This window comes from Candidatus Omnitrophota bacterium, from assembly GCA_040755155.1.
In the GTDB taxonomy this organism is placed as follows: domain Bacteria; phylum Hinthialibacterota; class Hinthialibacteria; order Hinthialibacterales; family Hinthialibacteraceae; genus JBFMBP01.
This window is the reverse complement of record JBFMBP010000143.1, coordinates 34,733-53,051: the sequence shown is the minus strand read 5'-3', so window position 1 is coordinate 53,051 and position 18,319 is coordinate 34,733. Positions and strand designations below refer to the sequence as shown.

Below are 18,319 nucleotides of genomic sequence, written 5' to 3'. Positions count from 1 at the left end.
TTGACATAGGGAGAAGATGCGGATTGCGATGACAAAAAAAGGGCGCTCGCGATGGAGCGCCCTTTCGTACAAACTATTAATTCGTCTGCGGAGATTTTCAATAGAGTTCATAATCGCCGATAGCGGTCCCGCCTTCGATCTTGAAGAGGCGAAGGGCGACGACGCGATTCGTCGTTTCTCCGCTGCTTTTACTTTCCCAAACGATGGCGATCATATTGTTTCGTAAGGCGACGCGGGGACGCCGCGCTTCATCGAGAGCCAAATCGAGAGTCTCGTTTTCACTCACGAAGAAGGTTCCGCTAAGCGGTTCCCCGGCGGCGTCGAACAGCCGGGCTTGCGCCAGACTGAAACCCAATCCGGTTACGTCATTGTCCGAAAACACTACGATTACGCGCCCGGCGGGATCGATAGCGCAATCGACCCGATCCGAATTGGAAAATTCGAAATCGTTGGTCGCTACGCGGTGATAACGCAAAGAGCCGTCTGCATTGATAACGGTTAAATGGACTTCCTTAGCGCCATTGCCGTCGCCGTCGCCGGAATTGACGACGGCGTAGGCGTCCACGCCATTGCCATGGAATCCCGTTCCATCGCCGCGGCCTCCACCAGCCGTTATTTCTTCACCCGTCAATTCGCCGATGTCGATATTACCTGTGACGGGTTCGCCTGCGTTGTCGAATAGACGAACTATTGCCCGGCCGCCTAACGAGAATCGGACGGCGAATCCGTTTTTGGTTACGCCCACGCCATGCCAGATTTCGTTCGCATTAGGAACCTCGCTCACCAAACCGACGGGACGAATCTCCTTGCCAGTAGGATCGACAATGCGGTAGATGGCGTGATTCCCGGCGGCTTCGCCGTTATATAGGTCGATGAGTTCGAAACTCTGGCGGCTTTCGCCGACGATCACGATATTGCCGTTGGAGAGGTAATCCCAATCGCCGATACGGATGTCGCCTTCGGTTTCCGCCGCCTCGTCGGAAACGCCGGAGAGAACGGAGATGGGCTTGCCGTCATTGGTCAACAGCTGCACGGCGGGAAAATCGCCGCCGCCGCCAGCGTCCATGTTGATGTCCGCCAGCTCGGGGATTTCCAATCCGAGCGAAAACGCCGTGGCGCCCATTCCTACGCCATCGCCGAACAGGTTCGCTTTGATCTTGGGTCCCCAAGCGGTATACCCGGATACGGCGGACCCGTCGGACCGGAAATAGGCCAGGAATTTACTGGGGCCGGTTTGATCCTCGCCTTTCACGGTGGTTTCGGGCGTAATCCATTGGCCGGCGCCATCGAACATAGTCCATACGGCTTCCAAATCCTTCAAAGGCCCATCGCCGTCGTCTTCCCAGCCAACAATGACGTTTCCATTGTTGGCGATAGCGACGCCCAGGCTTTCCGTGCCGCCGTTGTTGAGCGCATCCGGTCCGCCGACATTAATGTAGATGGTTTTGGATAGAGGAGTAAGCCCGTTTTCTTCCGGCAAACCGGGGAGTAGAACGTCTTGAGAATAACCCATACTCGCGCCCATTACGATAAAGAACATGAGTGAATAAGAAAGTTTTTGCATAATATATCGTCTCCTTATTTTTTAAATTGAATAATCGATAAGAATGTCCGTACATAAGATGCGCCTAGCGAAAATACGGCCTCCTTTCCGAAATATAAAATAAGATGGCTATAAAATCACATTTATTATACATATTTTACGGAACCGATTAATGGGAATTCGTAATTTTTATATCCCCTGTTTCGTCTAAAACTCAAAATAGAGCGTCTTCAGGATTGCGCAGATAAGAAGGAGAGATCGAAAAGAAAAAACGGCTAACGCCGTTTTTAGGCGGCGCCGTTCTCTGAATCTAGCTATTCTGGATGAAAGGATTTCTAAGTTACTCAAGGGCAGAAACAAACTTGCCCTTGCCACCCTGCCATTTTCATTTTCTCATCTTCCCCTAATTTCAAATTATATTCAACGCGCAAATATAGGCGTTTATTGGGGAAAATCATTTCCGAAACGAACCTTTTCGGAGGATAGGCGGAAAACTTCTCTTGTAAAAATGCGCGTTAACGCTATCCTGTAAGGGATTCCTATAAGTTTAGAAAGGTACGAGTAGAATGGAACGTATTGGCGTCGAGAATGCAAGACATAATCTAACAAGCATTATAAAGCGAGTGGAAGCCGGTGAAGAAATCATACTGACCCGTTATGGAAGGGATGTTGCCTATATTGCATCGCCTGGGACGGATTATGCGCATAAGAGAGAAACGTTTTTCACCCTGTTAAAAAAATTGAAAGCGCACTCACCCATTAAAGTAACCTCTGAGGAAATCAAAGAGTGGATAGAAGAAGGTAGAGCGTGATCGTAATCGATTGTTCATTTTTTCTGGCAAATGTCTTCAGCGATGAAGAAAATCCCTTTATTTTGAAGGTGTTCAATGCTGTCGAGCGCGGTGAGCAGGACGCCATAGCCCCCGGTATTTTCTTTTACGAGATTCACAACAGTCTCATTACGGCAGTACGCAGAAACCGGATGAAAAAATCGCAAGCGCCCGATTACTTAAAGATCTTTGCTCTGGCGCCCATCAATATCGTTGAAAGCGGTTTACCGGAAGTTATTATGAATATGGCATTTTCGTATGGACTTTCTTTCTATGACGCCTCCTACCTGGAACTGGCTGAGCGCAGAAATGCGCCTTTGGCGACGCTGGATGGCAAACTGTATGATGCGGCAGTTAAAAAAGGATTAGCCTATTCAATTTGAGTCATTCCCTTTAATTTCATCCCGCCTCGATCTTTGAGTTTTTTATCAATAAAATCTCTCTTTTTTCCGCTATCGCTATTGTTAATAGATTATCAATACCTATCGGAAAAACTTACGCTGAAAATAAATCCTTTCCTTCCACTTCTTCAGGAACTTTCAGATCGAAATATCGCAATACCGTCGGCGCGAAGTCGAAGATGGATGGATCGTTCGCCTTGATTTTGCGGTTGCAGAAGAGAATGCCGGGGACATGCTTGGGATCGAAACTGCAATGGCAGCCAGACCATTTCTCCATATTGCTTTCCAGTACGACGGGAGAGATGCCGCCGAGGCAGGTTTGCCAGGATACGCGGTAGTGTTCGTTGAAAAGAACCTGAATATCCGGCGCGTCGTGGGCGTCGTTGGCGTATTTCCCCTTCCATATTTCATCGCGCTTGGCGACGAAGGAGACGACGCTTTCGCCTTCCATTCCCGGCCGATCGTCTTTCAACTGGCTTAATTCTTCTTTGATTCGATCGCAAACCTTATCGTAATCGGCAGGAACGACGGCGCCCAGCGGCTCGCGGCCTTTCAGGTTGATGTAAATTTGTCCCAATCCCAAAGCGTACGCTTGGGTCTTGGGCCAATCCACATAACGGAAGTAACTGTCCTGGTCCTTTTTCATCAGGTCTTCTAGTTTCATCTCGTTATTTTCCAATTGGCCGCCGACGATGGTCATAAAGCCGTGATCGACAAGCCATTTGTTGATGTTGACCTGATGCCGCCAGGATTGGAAGCCGTGGTCGGACATGACCATGAGCACGGCGTCGGGATCGTTTTCAATCTCTTTCATCATGCGCCCAGCGATCTCGTCCATGCGGATGAAAACGCGCTTGATTTCGTTTTTGTACTTTTCCGCTTCTGCGGGATTATACATAGGATGTTTTTCATCGATGTGATGAATGAACATGTGGCTAACGCGATCCGTTTCCGAAAAGACGGAGACGAAAACGTTAGGATCGGTTTTGGACCAGGTGGAAAACGTCTTCGCTTCGCGCTTCTTCATAATATCGAGCAAGTCGTCCATGAAACCCTCTTCCGAAAGATGGCCGTCTTTCAGACCGTGGGTTTCCGCCGCCCAGCCTCGCGTTTTATAGAGTCCGCCGGTCCAATCGACTAACTGGTTGGAGAATTTGCTGGGATGGGAAATAGGAACAGCAGGATTTGTAGGATCGATATCGGGCGAGCTCATAAATATGCTGACGTTATCAGGAGAAAGTTGCTGCGGATAAAATCGGCAAATCGCATGGACGACGATAAATTTGGTAACGGGAAATTCCAACCTGAACCAATCGCTCCATTTGTTGATCTCCGCCGTTTTCACCTGATCGCGAATGCGGATTTCCACGGTTTTATCATCGATAATGCGAAAAGCGGGATTAGCCCAGATGGGGCGCGCCATGCTTCCGATTTGATTCCGTAAATCCCCTGCGCTCTTAAAAGCTTCCGCTAGATTTTCGCGGGCGATATCCGCCTCCGCCCCTTTTTCTTTAACATAAGGTTCGTTGTTATCGAGCGATTTTTTGAGAATGGAGATGCGTTCGCCAATTCCGTTGGTATGCAAATAGGGATGCAGCGCCAGGCTTTGAATTACCCAATTGCCCAACCGGGAAGCCAGCTTAGAGCGTTCCTGATCCGAGACATGATTCAAACCTTTAAGAGTATGCAAATGGGCTTGCCATTCGCACCACGACAAGTCGTATTCCAACAGTTTCTTTTCTTTTTCGCGAATGTCTTGATCCGTTATGGGATCATAGGGTCCCCAAATTTTTCCCTTAAACACATCTCCTTCTTTTTTCAATATTTCTATCTTGCCGCCGAATGTAGTATCTAAAGGTTTTTCCGGTTCATTGGAATTATAAATAAAGCGGTGAAAGGTTGCCTGTACGCCCCGCGCATCGGGTACGCCCAGCCCAGACAGCGTATGGCCGTAATTCAACTTAGGCGGCGGGAAGGTGGTGGGAACTTCCAGCATGGCGGTTGGCGCTCCTGCGGCGCTGAGTACGTCCCAAAAAGCGACGCCTCCGCGCCGGGAAACCGCTTTGGGCATCTTTACGGGAATGCTATGAAAAACGAATTTGGGAAATTCGCGGCCAACGAACGATTCTTCCGTAGGCATGTAAGAACCGACCGGCCGCCGGAGAAAATCGTAGACGCCGTGTTTGCCGGGATTGGCGCCGATGGCGAAGCAGGCCCAGGCGACGGGCGATTCCGGCGGCGTGCAGGTGCGCAGACGCGAATAAGTTCCCTGTTCCGACAATTTTCTCAAATTGGGCAGTTCATCCCACCATTGCTCAACTAAGCGGGGATCGGCGCCATCGAAGCCGAGGATAATGAATTTTTTCTTTGACTCCAATCGGGAAGGCTTGCGGTGAAAGAAGAGATAACCGGCAAGAATTACGACTAATAGTAACAAAAATAAACGGCGGCTGATTCGGCGGGGATTGGTCTTTATCTCCGACGAAGACTTAACGGTGATGTTATCCATGAATTCCTCTCATTGAGTTGACGTGATGCGCGGCAGGATTTCGCCGGCGCGGTCGCGCAAATCCAAATCCGCCGACGATGAAAAACCCGTCTCCCCCAGATTGATTTCGATGATCGTCCCTTTGGCGCCGCGAGCGCGCATGGCCCAATGGGCGATATAGCCGAAACTGGCTTCCGTGCCAATGACTAAGATAACGTCCGCCTCCCCTTGCGACAAGAAGCGCTCCGTCGCATCTACGGCGGCGGCGTCGATCGATTCGCCGAACCATACAACATTGGGCCGCAATAAACCGCCGCATTTCGGGCAACGGGGCGGCAATTCCGGCAACGGCGCCCGGCGATCGACGCTGACGACATTTTCATCCGTACAGCGTAATTCCCAAATGCTTCCGTGTACATGGGATAACTGCTGCGATCCCGCTTGTTCGTGCAGATCGTCCACATTTTGCGTGAGTAGAAAATAACGCTCCTTGCGCCGTTCCAGTAACGCTAAAGCTTCATGAGCAGGATTCGGATTGCAGGTCAACAGCTGGGTCCGGCGTTGATCGTACCATTGCCAGACGAATTTAGGATCGGCGGCGAAGGCTTCGGGCGTTGCGACTTTATAGGGATCGATCTTTTTCCACAATCCGCCCGCATCGCGAAAGGTAGGAACGCCGCTTTCGGCGGATATCCCCGCGCCCGTAATGACGAAAACGCTGCGGGCGTTTTCAAGGGCAGTTTGGGCTTGGGATAGTTTTGATTCTTCGTTCATTTTAAAAACTCATGTTATACAGCCTATGGTCGCTGGCATTCCGCCTGCACGTAGGAGGAACCATCCAGGATCGGCGAATGGGCTTTATTTCTGTTGCGTTTTCGAATCGCGAAAACACGAAATAATTCGAATTCCACGAAATATTCGAATCACGGATATCGCGGATTCTTTTGGATTTCAATGAAAAATCTTTCCCACAGCGCGATTCCTTGCGCCAACCTTTTTTTTCGTGTTTTTCTTTTCATTTCGCGTTTTCGTGATTCAAACGACGAAAGTATGAGTTTCCTTTAATAACCCATCGCGCATAACATGAGTCATTAATTTTGCAAGAGTCTCTTTAATAAAACTATAAAGTCCATTACAGAAATTATAATCCCATCGTCAACTCAGCAATGATTATCGCTAAGACTCCGCCGAATAAGGTATTTAGGAAATTCATCCATTCGTTATCCAATTCCACGCCCTCTTCCGACCATAGGGCGGCGATATACGACTCGACGTAGAATCCCAGCCACGCGCCGATGGTCACGGCGGGGATGCAACGGAAGGAAATCACGGACAAAGCAAACGAAACCAAAGCGAAAAGAAAACACGCTCCCATCCCGCACAGCGTCCCTTCGATGGAGATAGCGCCGGAAAAACCGGGTTGAACGCGGCGAAACGTCGTGGGTAGGAAAGGATTGCGGCCATAGACCTGTCCCAATTCGCTGGAAGTGGTATCCCCCAAAGCCGTAGCTAGCGCCGCGCAATAAAACACATACAGGATGGCGTCCGCTCCGTCGGTAGCTCCGATGAGGACGGCGGCTATCAAGGCTAAAGCGCAATTAGCGATGGCGTGTTTGGCGCCTCTCCTTCCGCCTTCTTCCTGGGCGATGCCCAACGCCTCTTTCTCGTAATAGCCGACTCGCGTTGCCAGGGAGGCGAGGAAGAAGAAAATCAATAATAAAATATAGAGATCGCCGCCCATCGCCAGAATCGCCGTGCCGATCACCGTGCCTCCCAGCGCGCCAGTGCTGGATACCAGGCCAAACCACCATGCAAAAGAAGCAACGCCGACGTTAATTAGAAGCGCTAACGCCCACCAGCCCGCCGTAAGCGATGTAGGCGAATTGGAGAGGTTGACCTCCCAGGCAAGCGGCAAGATCGCCGCCGCAATCAACGTTACGACGACATTGTCATCCCATGCCAATGGCAAGGTCTCGAAAAAGGCCGCCGCCGCCGAAGCGCATACGGCGACAAACAAGATATGGGCGCAGGAAGGAACGGGGCCAATCCATATCATCGCCGCGTAAGCTCCCAGGCTCGCCATGACGACGAACGCGGCGGAACCGCCAAAGGATTTCTTCGGATTCCAAGGAATGCTGGCGATAGGCCATTTCCGGCCAATGATATTGGAAAATCCATCGCCGAAAGCGAGAATCGCCCATGCGCCGCCTGCCAGGTTCAACCGTTCGGGAAAAAAGAGGATCAGCAGCGCCACCATGAGAGGATAAGCGGCGACGCCCTGTAAAAGATGCTCCCGTTCGCGAAACAATTGCGGCGCATATTTGGGCAGCAAAAGGATATTGTGAATGAAGGCGGTGAAGGCGAACAAAAAAGCCCAGGAAGGGGAAAGATAGCGCAGCGCCAGGGCGAAAAGCGCGCACGAAATATGAACCCATTGCCTCTTTCTCTCTGAAGATGGCGTCATCATTTTCCCTTTTCGGCCTCTCTTTCCAAAATCATCGCATCCAACGAGGGAGATATTTGATAAAATTGCTTGAAAGCGGCGTATTCCCGCCGTCTCTGTTCGGATGCCGGGTTGCCCCGGCTGGCGCGCAATAGCAGATTTTTAGGCGTCTCTTCCGCGCCGATAAATTCCCCCGCCGCGACGGCATAACCGTGAGCTTCCAGGCAGAGCGCGCGCGCCATATCCGTCAGCAATTCGGCGAACCGCTGCTTGAACAAGCCATGCTTCGCCAAAGGATACATAGGCGCTCCCTCGATTTGAGCCGCCAATTCATGCTGGCAGCAAGGCGCAGCGGCGATATGCCGGGCGCCATGAACCACGGCGCAGGCCAACGCCTCGTCCGTCGCCGTATCGCAGGCGTGCAGACTGACGACGAGATCAACATGAGATGGAAACTCCGCTTTTAGGATCGGCGAGCATTGGAAAGCCATATTCGGCATTTCCAATCGCTCCGCCTTCGCCTGGCAATCGCGGATCAATTTTTCCGAAGAATCGATCCCCAAAAAAGAGGCTTTCCTTTTCAACGTCTTGACGATATGCCAATAAAGCGCAAATCCAAGATACGATTTTCCGCAGCCGCAGTCCACGACCGTATACGGTTTGGCATCATTATTCTTTTCCAAGAGAGGAGATAAAAGGTCAAGGAAATGATTGACCTGTTTGAATTTTTTGCGCATGGACGTTTTGATTTCGCCGGAAGGCGCCATCAAACCAATAGTTTGCAGCAGCAGCGCCGCTTCGTTAGGATGCAAATAGACGGCTTTGCCCACAGCCCATAGGGGATTTTTCAAAACTTGCGGCTTGCGGTCCAACGTTTCCCGGATCAACGAGCCGCCTTGGCGGCGCAGGCGCAAAACCTTCTCCCCCTCTTCGATATAAAGCGCATCATCGTCTTCCCTCCAAGCGCGGAGAATGGCGTCCGGCAGTTCATCGCGAGTGAGAAAGACGGGCGCCGATCCTTCAGAAAGCGGCGTTAAAAAACCGCTTTCCCGATCCTCCGCCGTCCATGAAATCGATATTTCGCCCTTCTCTTCGCGAAGAAGGGAAAAAACAAGCGAGCCGCTTTGATTCTTCATAGCGTTGACGAGAAGGGAACGCAAAAACAGGTCTTGGGAAGATGACGATTTCATTGGGAGGAGGATTCGGAGGATTCCTCATTCAAATCGACTTGGGTTAAATCGTTGTTCTTCGATATCAAAGGGACGAAAACGCAGGAAATGAGTTCGCTCGGAACGCCCTTTCCGTTTTTTTTGCGGATAGAGGTAAGAATCTGCATTTCCGATGGGCCTAGCGGGATCAGCAATACGCCGTCCTCTTTCAGTTGCTCGATTAACGCTAAAGGAGTTTTTCGCGCTGCCGCCGTAACGACGATTTTATCGAAAGGCGCTTTTTCCCGCCACCCTTGCAGACCGTCGCCGGTGCGGTAAAAAATATTCTCCCTCCCAATGCTTTGCGCCGTACGTTGAGCGTTGATGCTCAACGTGTAATGCCTCTCGATGGTATATACTTCCCGGCAGAGACAGGAAAGTACGGCCGCCTGATATCCCGATCCCGTACCAATCTCCAAGATCCGGTCCGTCGATTGGCATTGCAGCGCGTCCGTCATATAAGCAACCATGTAGGGTTGCGAAATCGTCGCCCGGTCTTCCGGAAGCGCCAAAGGTTTATCGTCGTACGACTGATCCCGGCATTCTTCGGGAACGAACAAATGCCGGGGAACGCGCTGCATCGCTTCCAAAATGCGCGGATTGCGGATTCCACGCGCCACGACCTGGCGTTGGAGCATATTGAGCAATAATGTTTCGTAATTCATACATCCTCTCGCAACGCAGCCAACTCCCAACAATCATCCTAAAAGGCAATCCGCCGGTTGTAAATACTTACCGCCTGCCTCACCATCGAAAGCATCGCAGGGGAGAGTGCATATGAGCATTATCGAATCTATAAATGGCGTTGGTTAAATGTATTCGAAAAAAATATCTTTGTATTATTAACGTTGCTCTATTGTAATTTTATCACGGAAAAAGCAAGTGGAGCGAGTTTCATTACTCGTTGAATTTTTTTACATACTACTGGACGCTTGCCGCGAACCGCTGCTTCGATGATTGAACGCATGATTTCGATCGATATCAAAAAACCAGATTTTACAGAGAATATTATTTCTCTGTTTTTTAAATTTTTTATCAACGTTATTTCAAAAAACAAACGGCGTTTTGGCTCTGGGGATCGGCTACGGCTTGCAAGCACAATCCATTCGAGGCCTGAGGAGCGTCGATGATGCGGATCAGGTTTGCATACTCGCTCGCGTCGGGCAAGAGTTGAAGCAGGACGTTGGGCGAGTTGTTAAAAAAATCCCAATTGAATCGGCATTTGGGATCGTCGGGGTAGACGGGCAGATAAATGATCTGCGATTCCACCAGGTCGAGAAAGAAATGCGTACCGTAAGAGACTTCGGGAACTTGTCCGGCGTCTTCTTTGGCTACTTCTACGAGAATGCAAGCGTTGTTGATGTCGGAATAGTGGACGTTGACGCCCTGGACGATATTGCTAGTCCCCCAACGTCCCGGCCCCATCATGATATTTTTGCCTTCTTGAATGCAGGGAAGCGCGTTGATCCGGCCCACGACGCGTCCGATCGATTGCTTCATCTCCATAGGAATAGCGTTGTATTCCTTGGGATGGATGAAGACGATATAGCGGATATTGGGAATCACTCCGCCGCTGACGATGCGGTTCGATTGGAAGAGAATCCGTTCCGCAGGGATGTTTAGGGGCATTTCGATGGCTCGTCCCTCCGTACCAGGAATCGACATGGGACGGCATTGCAGGAGATTGATGCGGACGCGCCCTTTGGAATTGACAAACGCCGTAAATTCCGTATCGATGGGGCGCCCGTAGGCGGTTTTCAGAATGTCCAGCATCTCCTCGATGATCTTAACCATATCTGTGCGGCGAATCAGGTTATTGAACGTCAAAACGTATTCCTGAGCGTCTTCCTCGATAAAAATTGAGGAGGGATCGGAAAGAAAGCCGTTTTTAAACGTGGAAATAAAAAGGTATTGGTTGGGATAATCGCAATTCTTTAATATTTCTCCTGCGGAACGAGTGACGAGATTATTCGCTTCCAGGTCGAGCAGATCGATTTCCCGTTGGGAATACTTGACGATTTTTTCCCCCATCTCAGGCCGCAGTTCGGGTTGGCTGACGGGAATCATGCGCGGATAGTCGCCGCCAATGCGATCCACGGCCCGCGTTCCGAGTCCAAAAACGAGACGGATGATGCCTTTTTCCCGATCGATGCGGTTAGTCCAGGCGTAGAGATTGTGGGAGAAAGCCACTCCGGCGAGGCTGGGGAAGAAATATTTTTTATAGGGCATGCCGGAAACGCGCTGTACCAATAGCGCCATCTGTTCGTCCCGTTCGTCCAGCCCCCGCTTCTGACGGTAGGAAAGCGCGTCGGGATTCAAAGCGCTGGCGTAAACCCATTTCACAGCGCGCAGAAACGTCTCCATGCGCAATTCGGGATTGCCCTGGTTAGTGCAGAATTCGCTGCGATACTTGCCTGCAAAGGCGTTTCCGAAGCTGTCTTCCAACAGGCTGCTGGAGCGCACGATGATCGGCGCCTGGCCGAAATACTCCAGCATATTCCAGAATTGTTCCATGATCTCGCGGGGAAACGTTCCTTGCAGAAACCGCTTTTCCACTTCTTCGAATTCTTCGAACGATATCTGTCCGCCCTGCGTCAATTGCAGGCGAAGGCGGAATAAATCGTTATTGACAAGAAAAGTAAAAAAAACGTCGGAGCCGATGTAGAAGGAATCGTGATCTTCCATGACTTCGGTAAAATCGACGTTTTTTTGATTCTGCGTCAGGATGCATCGCGCCAGCAGCATCCCCGCCGCTTTGCCGCCGATCCGCCCCGATCCGATAATGCGGCTGCGAATATTGAAGAGATCGTCCAAGGAGAGATAGGTATCCGCCAGAGACATGAACTCCGGTTGATTGCCGAACATCATGCGCGCGAATTCGCGTTTCAACGTCGCCGCTTCGGGACTCGCCGCCAGGGAGTCATCGCCATCGTGGTGGTATTGAATCAATTTCCGATAGACGGATTCCCACGGCGCGATGGAATCGGCGCCCGCCCGCAGCGGATTCTTGCGCGCGATGGCCGTAATTTCCGCCGCCGCTCCGCTTTGAAACACGGGGATGATTTCGTTTTCCGTAATAATGTGCGGCAGAAACATCTGCATGGAGTAGCGGTTCCATACTTTGAGCGCGTGAAGGCAAAGGTTGCCTTTGACGTTGTAAAGATTGAGCAGCAATTGCGTCGTTTCCCGGATGCGGGCCACCGTGTTATCGTCGTGCTTGCCCAGTTTTAAAGCAAAATAGGCAACCGTATCCAATTCGAATAGGAAGGGGCAGGTTACTTGAAAAAAGTTAGCCAGCAGTTCGTCCGTCGCCCATTCGGCGACCAGGGCGGAAAGGTTGTCGAAGACGTAGAAGCATTCCCTGCCTTGTTCGTCGATGATTTTATGCAATTCAACGCTGAAATAATCGAAGCCCGGACTAGGATCGACTTCGATGATCGTTAGGCCGGGCTGAGGTTCAAGAATAGGGGAATGGGAAGCGAAGCGCAGATAAACCAACTTGCGCTTGTCGCTAATCGCCTGGACGGCGAAACGCCGGGCAAAATACTTGTAATCCTCCAAGCGGTCGATTTGCCATACGACGTTGTCGCCCAGACGGATGCCTTGAAGAGCCTCGTCGAGAGGCGGTACTCCACTGCGAATGACTCTGGATTCCATCGTTATTCCCCCCATTCATTCCAAATCGATCTCCCGTCTATATCCAGCCGCGGATTTTCATTGCTTCTACTACGCGCAGCACGGAAACGACGTAGGCGGCTTTTCTCATATTGATGTTGAAGCGCTTGGAAGCGTTGAGCACCGCATGATAGGAGGCGGTCATCTTTTGATCCAAGCGTTTATGGATCATCTCCTTATCCCAATAATACATATAAGCGTTTTGCACCATTTCGAAATAGGAGACGGTAACGCCCCCCGCGTTGCAGAGAAAATCCGGGATCAGATGAATTCCCTTTTTGTTAAGTATGGCGTCGGCTTCCGGCGTCGTGGGGCCATTGGCCAGTTCCGCTAATATTCTCGCCTTAATATTGGGCGCGTTCTTTTCCGTGATGACGTTTTCCAGCGCCGCTGGGATGAGGATATCCACGTCGAGTTCCAGAATATCTTCGTTGGAGATAGGTTGCGATCCTTCGAATCCGACGACGGAGCCGGTCATGGCTTTATGTTTGCGGATGGCTTCCGCATCCAGTCCGTCCCGGTTGAGGATGCCTCCTTGGGAGTCGCTGACGGCGATCACTTTGCAGCCGAAGAGCGTGGAGCATAGGGATGCGGCGAAGTATCCGGCGTTGCCATAGCCCTGCACGGCCGCCGTGGCGTTGGACGGATCCATGCCGTAGGCTTCCACGGCTTCGCGAAGAGCGTACATAGCGCCGCGCGCCGCCGCATCCGTGCGTCCCACCGAACCGCCGATCGCCAGCGGCTTGCCGGTGATGACGCCAAATTGGCTGCGTTGGGTGATTTTGAAATATTCGTCCATCATCCAGGCCATAATTTGGGGGTCGGTATAAACATCAGGCGCAGGGATGTCTTTATCTGGACCGATCGCTTCGCATAACTTATCGATATACGCCCGGCTGAGGCGTTCCAATTCGTTCTTGGACATCTCTTTCGGATTGCACATCACGCCGCCGCCCGCGCCGCCCAGCGGCAAATCGAGCAGCGAGCATTTCCAGGTCATCCAGGCGGCTTGGGCGCGGACGTTATCGATCGTTTTGTCCGCATGGAAGCGAATCCCGCCTTTGGTGGGACCTTTGGCGTTGTTGTATTGGACGCGGTAACCTTGAAATACTCTCATGGAGCCGTCATCCATGCGAACCGGCAGCGAGATATGAATTTCCCTCATCGGCGACCGTAGAATCGCATGAACGCCAGGATCAAGTTGCAAGATATCTACGCATTCGGACAGCTGTCTCTGGGTGATGGCGAAAGCGCTTAATTCTGACATGGAACGTTCCTCCATAAGTATAACTACGATAGCCTATAATTTTTCGATTTTCTATATCGGCGGCGCAAAGAACCGCTCCGCCGTTCGCTATTCCGAAAACCGGATGCGGACGGATATATCCAGGCGGCGGGATGGGATGCGCAAAAAGAATCGCCCTCCCGCAAAGCGAGGGCGAAAACCGATCGGATTTTCGGAATAGCCATGCGCGGCCGGCTATTCATTACGGCATTCTCAATAGGTTTTCAAACGCGCTTTCAGCAGGAAAAGCGTCAGAGGAGAATACCCTTGGGCAAGAGTTTATCTTCGCTCCTTATCCGCCGGAAGCGGGAGAAACCGCTTTGACGAGAGATTCCAATTCGCGGCTTTTCAGGGACGCCAACTCTCTTCGGCGTAATTGGATAGCCGATTGTCCGGCGCCGCTGCCTTTGGCGGCGCGGACGGCGCCAACCGGTTGGAAGGGACCGCTTCATCGCGGCAGATTACGGATGGACGCCAAACGTCTTCGTAAGCAGACGCCAATTCAAGGACGGATTTCATACGGTTCGTTTCAAATTCCATTTCCCGCCGCTTGCGGTGGTGATCTTTGGAGACGGCGCCGAGAAATTCCGTTTGCAATTGTTCCGAAAAAGATTGCAGCAGCCATTCGCACGCTTTTTTCGCTTCGGGAAGCCGGTCGCGGTTGCAATAATTGACGGCGACATCGTGAATGTCCATCGATATCTCTTTACCGCCCCATCCCGCGTTACGAGTGATTTTTCCCGCCGCCTTGTTGCACATCTCGATGGCGGCGTCTTGTTTATTCTGGGCGCAATAGACCATGGCGAGAAGATGAAGGCTCAAGTAATGCAGTTTCGAATCGACTTCCGGATACCTCTGAAACGAGGCTTGCTCTACAATCTTCAACGCCTGTTCGTAAGTTTCCTCCGCTTGGGGATATTTTTCGTGGATTTGATATAACAGGCCCAAGTGATTCAGACTTTTACAGACTTCCAGACTCGTCAAACCATGCAATTCTCTTTCCATGGCCAGGGATTGCTTGAACAAATGCTCCGCATTTTCCAACTCGCCCAAGGCGAAATAAAAAACTCCCAGGTTTTTAATCTGCCGAGCTAGATACTCGTTGGGCGCCTGAAATTTTTCCGCTTCCTTGATGGCGGTTTGGAAGCAGCGTTCCGATTCCGAATAATGGCCTTCCTTGAAACGTTGTTTGCCAGCTTCCTGGCGTTGAAGCATCACAGCGTAACTCATTCCCCAAACTCCTCTCCCGGCTTTACGCAAAGCGTCGGAACTTCGAAAGACGGCTCTCTCAAGGCCAACGCCCGAATTGATTTTCATTAATATTATTATATTTGAAAAAACATGATCTTAGCAAGAAGAGCTAATTCACCCCTTTTTTCAGCGATCCAATAATAAGACCGGCGAATGGTTTAATCTTAAGCGGGATCGCCCAGCGCCAGAACATCTTTCCGGATGCGGGAAATGTCTTCGGGATCGAGTTCGATCTCGCCCGCCTTGGCGTTGTCGATGGCCTGCGCCGCTGTGCGCGCTCCGCATAGGGCGTGAGTGACGCCGGGTTGGCTGTAGGTCCAAGCGATGGTCAGTTGCGCCAGCGTACAACCGTATTTCGCCGTTAGGTCATGCCACGAATCCAACATCTGGAGAATGCGTGGGCGGTTTTCCATCTTGAACCACGGATTCCAATCCAGATTGCTGCGCCATTCTCCTTCGCCGAACCGGCGGTCCATGCCCACTTTGCCCGTCAACAATCCTTGTTCCAACGGCATGTAGGCGAGCGTAGATATGTTCCTTTCAATGCAATAGGGAAGGATATCTTTCTCAATCTGCCGATAAAGCATACTGTAGCGAGGTTGATTGGAATCGATTGGGCCGCGCTCCTCGTATTCCTTCAATTCTTCCAAACTGATGTTGGATGCGCCGATGGCTCGGATTTTTCCCTGCTGCTTCAGTTCCAACAAGCAATCGATGGTTTCCCCTATCGGCGTTTTGTCGGGAACGATAGCGGGCCAATGGACTTGATAGAGATCGATGGTTTCCACATCCAGCCGTTTCAGGCTCTGTTCGATCTCTTCCCGAATCGTATCCGGGCGCAGGGAGCGATAAATATCGCGTCCGTCGAAGACGCAGAAGAACGAGCCGCGTCGATCCTGCCACCAGAGTCCGCACTTGGTGGCGATGACGGCTTGATCCCGCCTGCCTTTCAACGCTTTGCCCACGATCTCCTCGCTGCGTCCGAAGCCATAAGCGGGCGCCGTATCGATAAGGTTCACTCCCGCGTCGAGGGAAGCATGTATGGCGCGGATCGATTCCGCTTCGTCAACATCCCCGCCCCAGACGGAGCCGCCCCCGGTAACCCATGTTCCCAAGCCGACTGCCGACGCTTCAATTTCCGATTTTCCTAATGGACGATATTTCATCTTGACGCCTCATGCTTATTGGTAATTGATCTCTTGAGTTTTAGCATCCGGCGAATTTCTCTTTCTGTCAAGGAAATTTGCCCGAATCTGATCGGTCTTAAGACTGTTAAGGAGGGATTTTTTGGAATACTATAACTTTTGTTATGCGCAATAGAAAATACAGGAATCTCAACCTATCGCCGCCCGAATCACGAAGACGCGAAATTAAAAAGAAAACACGAAAAAAAGAATAACTATTGATGCAAGGCATCGTGCTGTGCGAAAGATTTTTCCGTGAAATCCAAAAGAATCCGCGATATCCGCGATTCTAAAATTTCGTGGATTTCGTGTTATTTCGTGTTTTCGTGATTCAATAACGTCAATCGCAGCGCATGGATGGTTTTATCAATGTACAGGCGGGACTCCTGCACCCACAGACTGCGTAACATGAGATCTTTTTACGATTAAAGCGGGAAAGCGGCGAGGAATCGAAGACGATGGCCAAACTGAAACTTGATTTGCACGATATATTCAACAAGGGAAAAAAGATTGACGTTGAATTGGAACGAGTCATTCAAGAGGCGGTGCAAAAGCGCATTCCCATTATAGAAATTATTCCCGGCAAGGGCAGCGGACAATTGAAAAAGCGCGTCCTGCGTTTTCTGCAGCAGCCCCATATCAAAAAACTCTACCATCGCATCGATAAGGACAGCGATAATTTCGGACGCCTATTTATCCGTTTCAAGCATGAAAGGCCAATGTGAGACGTTTATCACACGAGAAAGACGGCGCGAACATCCATGATGGTTGCCATCGACAAACAAAATAGCCGCCGGATGAATCCTCTTGGCGCGATCCTGCTCGCGGTTCACTTGGCGGCGATTTTGGCTTATGTTCATCTTAAATACATCGACGAACCAACGTTGAGCGATAAAATCGAACAACACCGGACATTTCTCGCCGGGAAAGCGCTTTATCCTTATCAATATCGCGTGTTTCTTCATCTGGCCTGCGAAGCGTTTCTGAGGGCGTCGTCTTCCTTTCTCGCTTACGAGAAGTCTTTTTTGTTTTTTCAAGTTGGAGTTGTTTTTTCCACGACGGCGGCGTCTTTGCTGCTCTTTTATCGTTATCTCAAAATTTGGTTTCCCGATGCCTCTGCATTGTTCGGCATGACATTCCTAGCCGCCATCCATCCCCTGAGTTTTTTCAATTATCACTTTCAACCTAGCAGTTCTTTGATTCTAGCAATCTATATAGTAGGAATGCTTTCGATCTATTACGATCAATGGATCTGGCTGATTCTTTGCATCGCCGTCGCTTCGCTGGAACGCTTCGAAGCGGCGTTTTTTCTAATATCTATGTATTTTCTTTGCGCCGACAAGCGAACCGGCCGTTTCTGGCTGTTTTTCGCTCTTTACGTCTTAATCGGAATAGGCGCGGCGGCGGGATTGCGCTGGTATTTCGGTCCTCAGCCATATGTTCATTCCGCCGCCTTCCACCTATCCTATAATTTCCGCACGCCGGGAACCCTGTTGCTAGCGGTATTGTATGGGCCTTTCTGGTTATGGGCGTTGCTCGGATTCGCGTCGGCGCCGAAGTTTCTGCGCCGCATTTTGCTTATCGTTCCCATTTTCGTTTTGTTGCATTTTTTCGTCGCCAAAGTAAATGAAGTACGGCTTTTTCTCCCTCTGGCGCCGATCCTGATTCCGCTCGGATTCGGTTATTGGTTTGGATGGAAGCAGAATAATGATGAATGATGAATGATAAATTCAGAACCGAAATGACGGCAATAAGAAAAGTAGGATGGGTCGCGTTTTTTGACCCATCATTATTAAATTGAAGAGTAATTGATGGGTCAAACGGCGAAACCCATCCTACGCTTTGATTTTGTATACAACATGGATGAACAACGGGATTTTTATCGGAGAATCATGGATGGAAGAAATACAATTCGGCGAATTATATGGACGCATCGCCCTTTCTCAGGCTTGCCGTCTATTAGGATTGGGGGATCGCGACAAGGATTCTCCCACTTACGGCTGTTTCGACC

General features: G+C 50.7%; 14 protein-coding genes. 4 read left to right on the top strand and 10 right to left on the bottom strand.

What is annotated here, in order from left to right; all coding sequences use genetic code 11:
* Nucleotides 1-97 precede the first annotated feature (97 nt).
* A complete protein-coding gene (locus AB1656_21720) occupies nt 98-1,564 on the bottom strand; it encodes a hypothetical protein (GenBank protein ID MEW6238016.1) in 1,467 nt (488 codons plus the stop codon).
* Nucleotides 1,565-2,109: 545 nt separating this feature from the next.
* Between AB1656_21720 and AB1656_21715 the strand changes: the two genes are divergently transcribed.
* Nucleotides 2,110-2,355: a type II toxin-antitoxin system prevent-host-death family antitoxin gene (locus tag AB1656_21715; protein MEW6238015.1), complete on the top strand. Its 246-nt coding sequence runs from the start codon at nt 2,110-2,112 to the stop codon at nt 2,353-2,355.
* Nucleotides 2,352-2,756, top strand: coding sequence for a type II toxin-antitoxin system VapC family toxin (locus AB1656_21710; GenBank protein MEW6238014.1), 405 nt, complete (start codon nt 2,352-2,354; stop codon nt 2,754-2,756). Before AB1656_21715 ends, AB1656_21710 begins: the two co-directional genes overlap by 4 nt.
* A 112-nt stretch (nt 2,757-2,868) precedes the next feature.
* On the opposite strand, the gene AB1656_21705 is transcribed toward AB1656_21710, so the two are convergent.
* From AB1656_21705 to AB1656_21665, 9 genes are all read right to left on the bottom strand, one after another.
* Entirely contained in the window at nt 2,869-5,283 is a 2,415-nt protein-coding gene (locus AB1656_21705; GenBank protein ID MEW6238013.1) for an alkaline phosphatase family protein, read from the bottom strand.
* Nucleotides 5,284-5,292: 9 nt separating this feature from the next.
* Nucleotides 5,293-6,036, bottom strand: coding sequence for an NAD-dependent deacylase (locus AB1656_21700; protein MEW6238012.1), 744 nt, complete (start codon nt 6,034-6,036; stop codon nt 5,293-5,295).
* Between the two features lie 367 nt (nt 6,037-6,403).
* Nucleotides 6,404-7,729 carry a DUF92 domain-containing protein gene (locus AB1656_21695; GenBank protein MEW6238011.1) on the bottom strand — a complete coding sequence of 442 codons (1,326 nt, stop codon included), beginning with the start codon at nt 7,727-7,729 and terminating at the stop codon, nt 6,404-6,406.
* Nucleotides 7,726-8,895, bottom strand: coding sequence for an SAM-dependent methyltransferase (locus AB1656_21690; protein ID MEW6238010.1), 1,170 nt, complete (start codon nt 8,893-8,895; stop codon nt 7,726-7,728). The genes AB1656_21695 and AB1656_21690 overlap by 4 nt, the downstream gene beginning before the upstream one ends.
* Nucleotides 8,892-9,578, bottom strand: a complete 687-nt coding sequence (locus AB1656_21685) for a protein-L-isoaspartate(D-aspartate) O-methyltransferase (GenBank protein MEW6238009.1) — start codon at nt 9,576-9,578, stop codon at nt 8,892-8,894. The genes AB1656_21690 and AB1656_21685 overlap by 4 nt, the downstream gene beginning before the upstream one ends.
* A 376-nt stretch (nt 9,579-9,954) precedes the next feature.
* The gene (locus AB1656_21680; GenBank protein MEW6238008.1) at nt 9,955-12,570 is read right to left on the bottom strand and encodes a PEP/pyruvate-binding domain-containing protein; all 2,616 of its coding nucleotides are present in this window, start codon (nt 12,568-12,570) and stop codon (nt 9,955-9,957) included.
* Nucleotides 12,571-12,607: 37 nt separating this feature from the next.
* Nucleotides 12,608-13,855, bottom strand: coding sequence for a Glu/Leu/Phe/Val dehydrogenase (locus AB1656_21675; protein ID MEW6238007.1), 1,248 nt, complete (start codon nt 13,853-13,855; stop codon nt 12,608-12,610).
* A gap of 366 nt (nt 13,856-14,221) precedes the next feature.
* Nucleotides 14,222-15,103, bottom strand: coding sequence for a tetratricopeptide repeat protein (locus AB1656_21670; protein MEW6238006.1), 882 nt, complete (start codon nt 15,101-15,103; stop codon nt 14,222-14,224).
* A 185-nt stretch (nt 15,104-15,288) separates the two neighbouring features.
* A complete protein-coding gene (locus AB1656_21665; GenBank protein ID MEW6238005.1) occupies nt 15,289-16,290 on the bottom strand; it encodes an aldo/keto reductase in 1,002 nt (333 codons plus the stop codon).
* A 476-nt stretch (nt 16,291-16,766) separates the two neighbouring features.
* Here AB1656_21665 and AB1656_21660 point away from each other — a divergent pair, with 476 nt between their 5' ends.
* Nucleotides 16,767-17,033 (top strand): Smr/MutS family protein, encoded by a 267-nt coding sequence (locus AB1656_21660; protein ID MEW6238004.1) that lies wholly within the window; start codon nt 16,767-16,769, stop codon nt 17,031-17,033.
* Nucleotides 17,034-17,069: 36 nt separating this feature from the next.
* Nucleotides 17,070-18,026 (top strand): hypothetical protein, encoded by a 957-nt coding sequence (locus AB1656_21655; protein MEW6238003.1) that lies wholly within the window; start codon nt 17,070-17,072, stop codon nt 18,024-18,026.
* Nucleotides 18,027-18,319 lie beyond the last annotated feature (293 nt).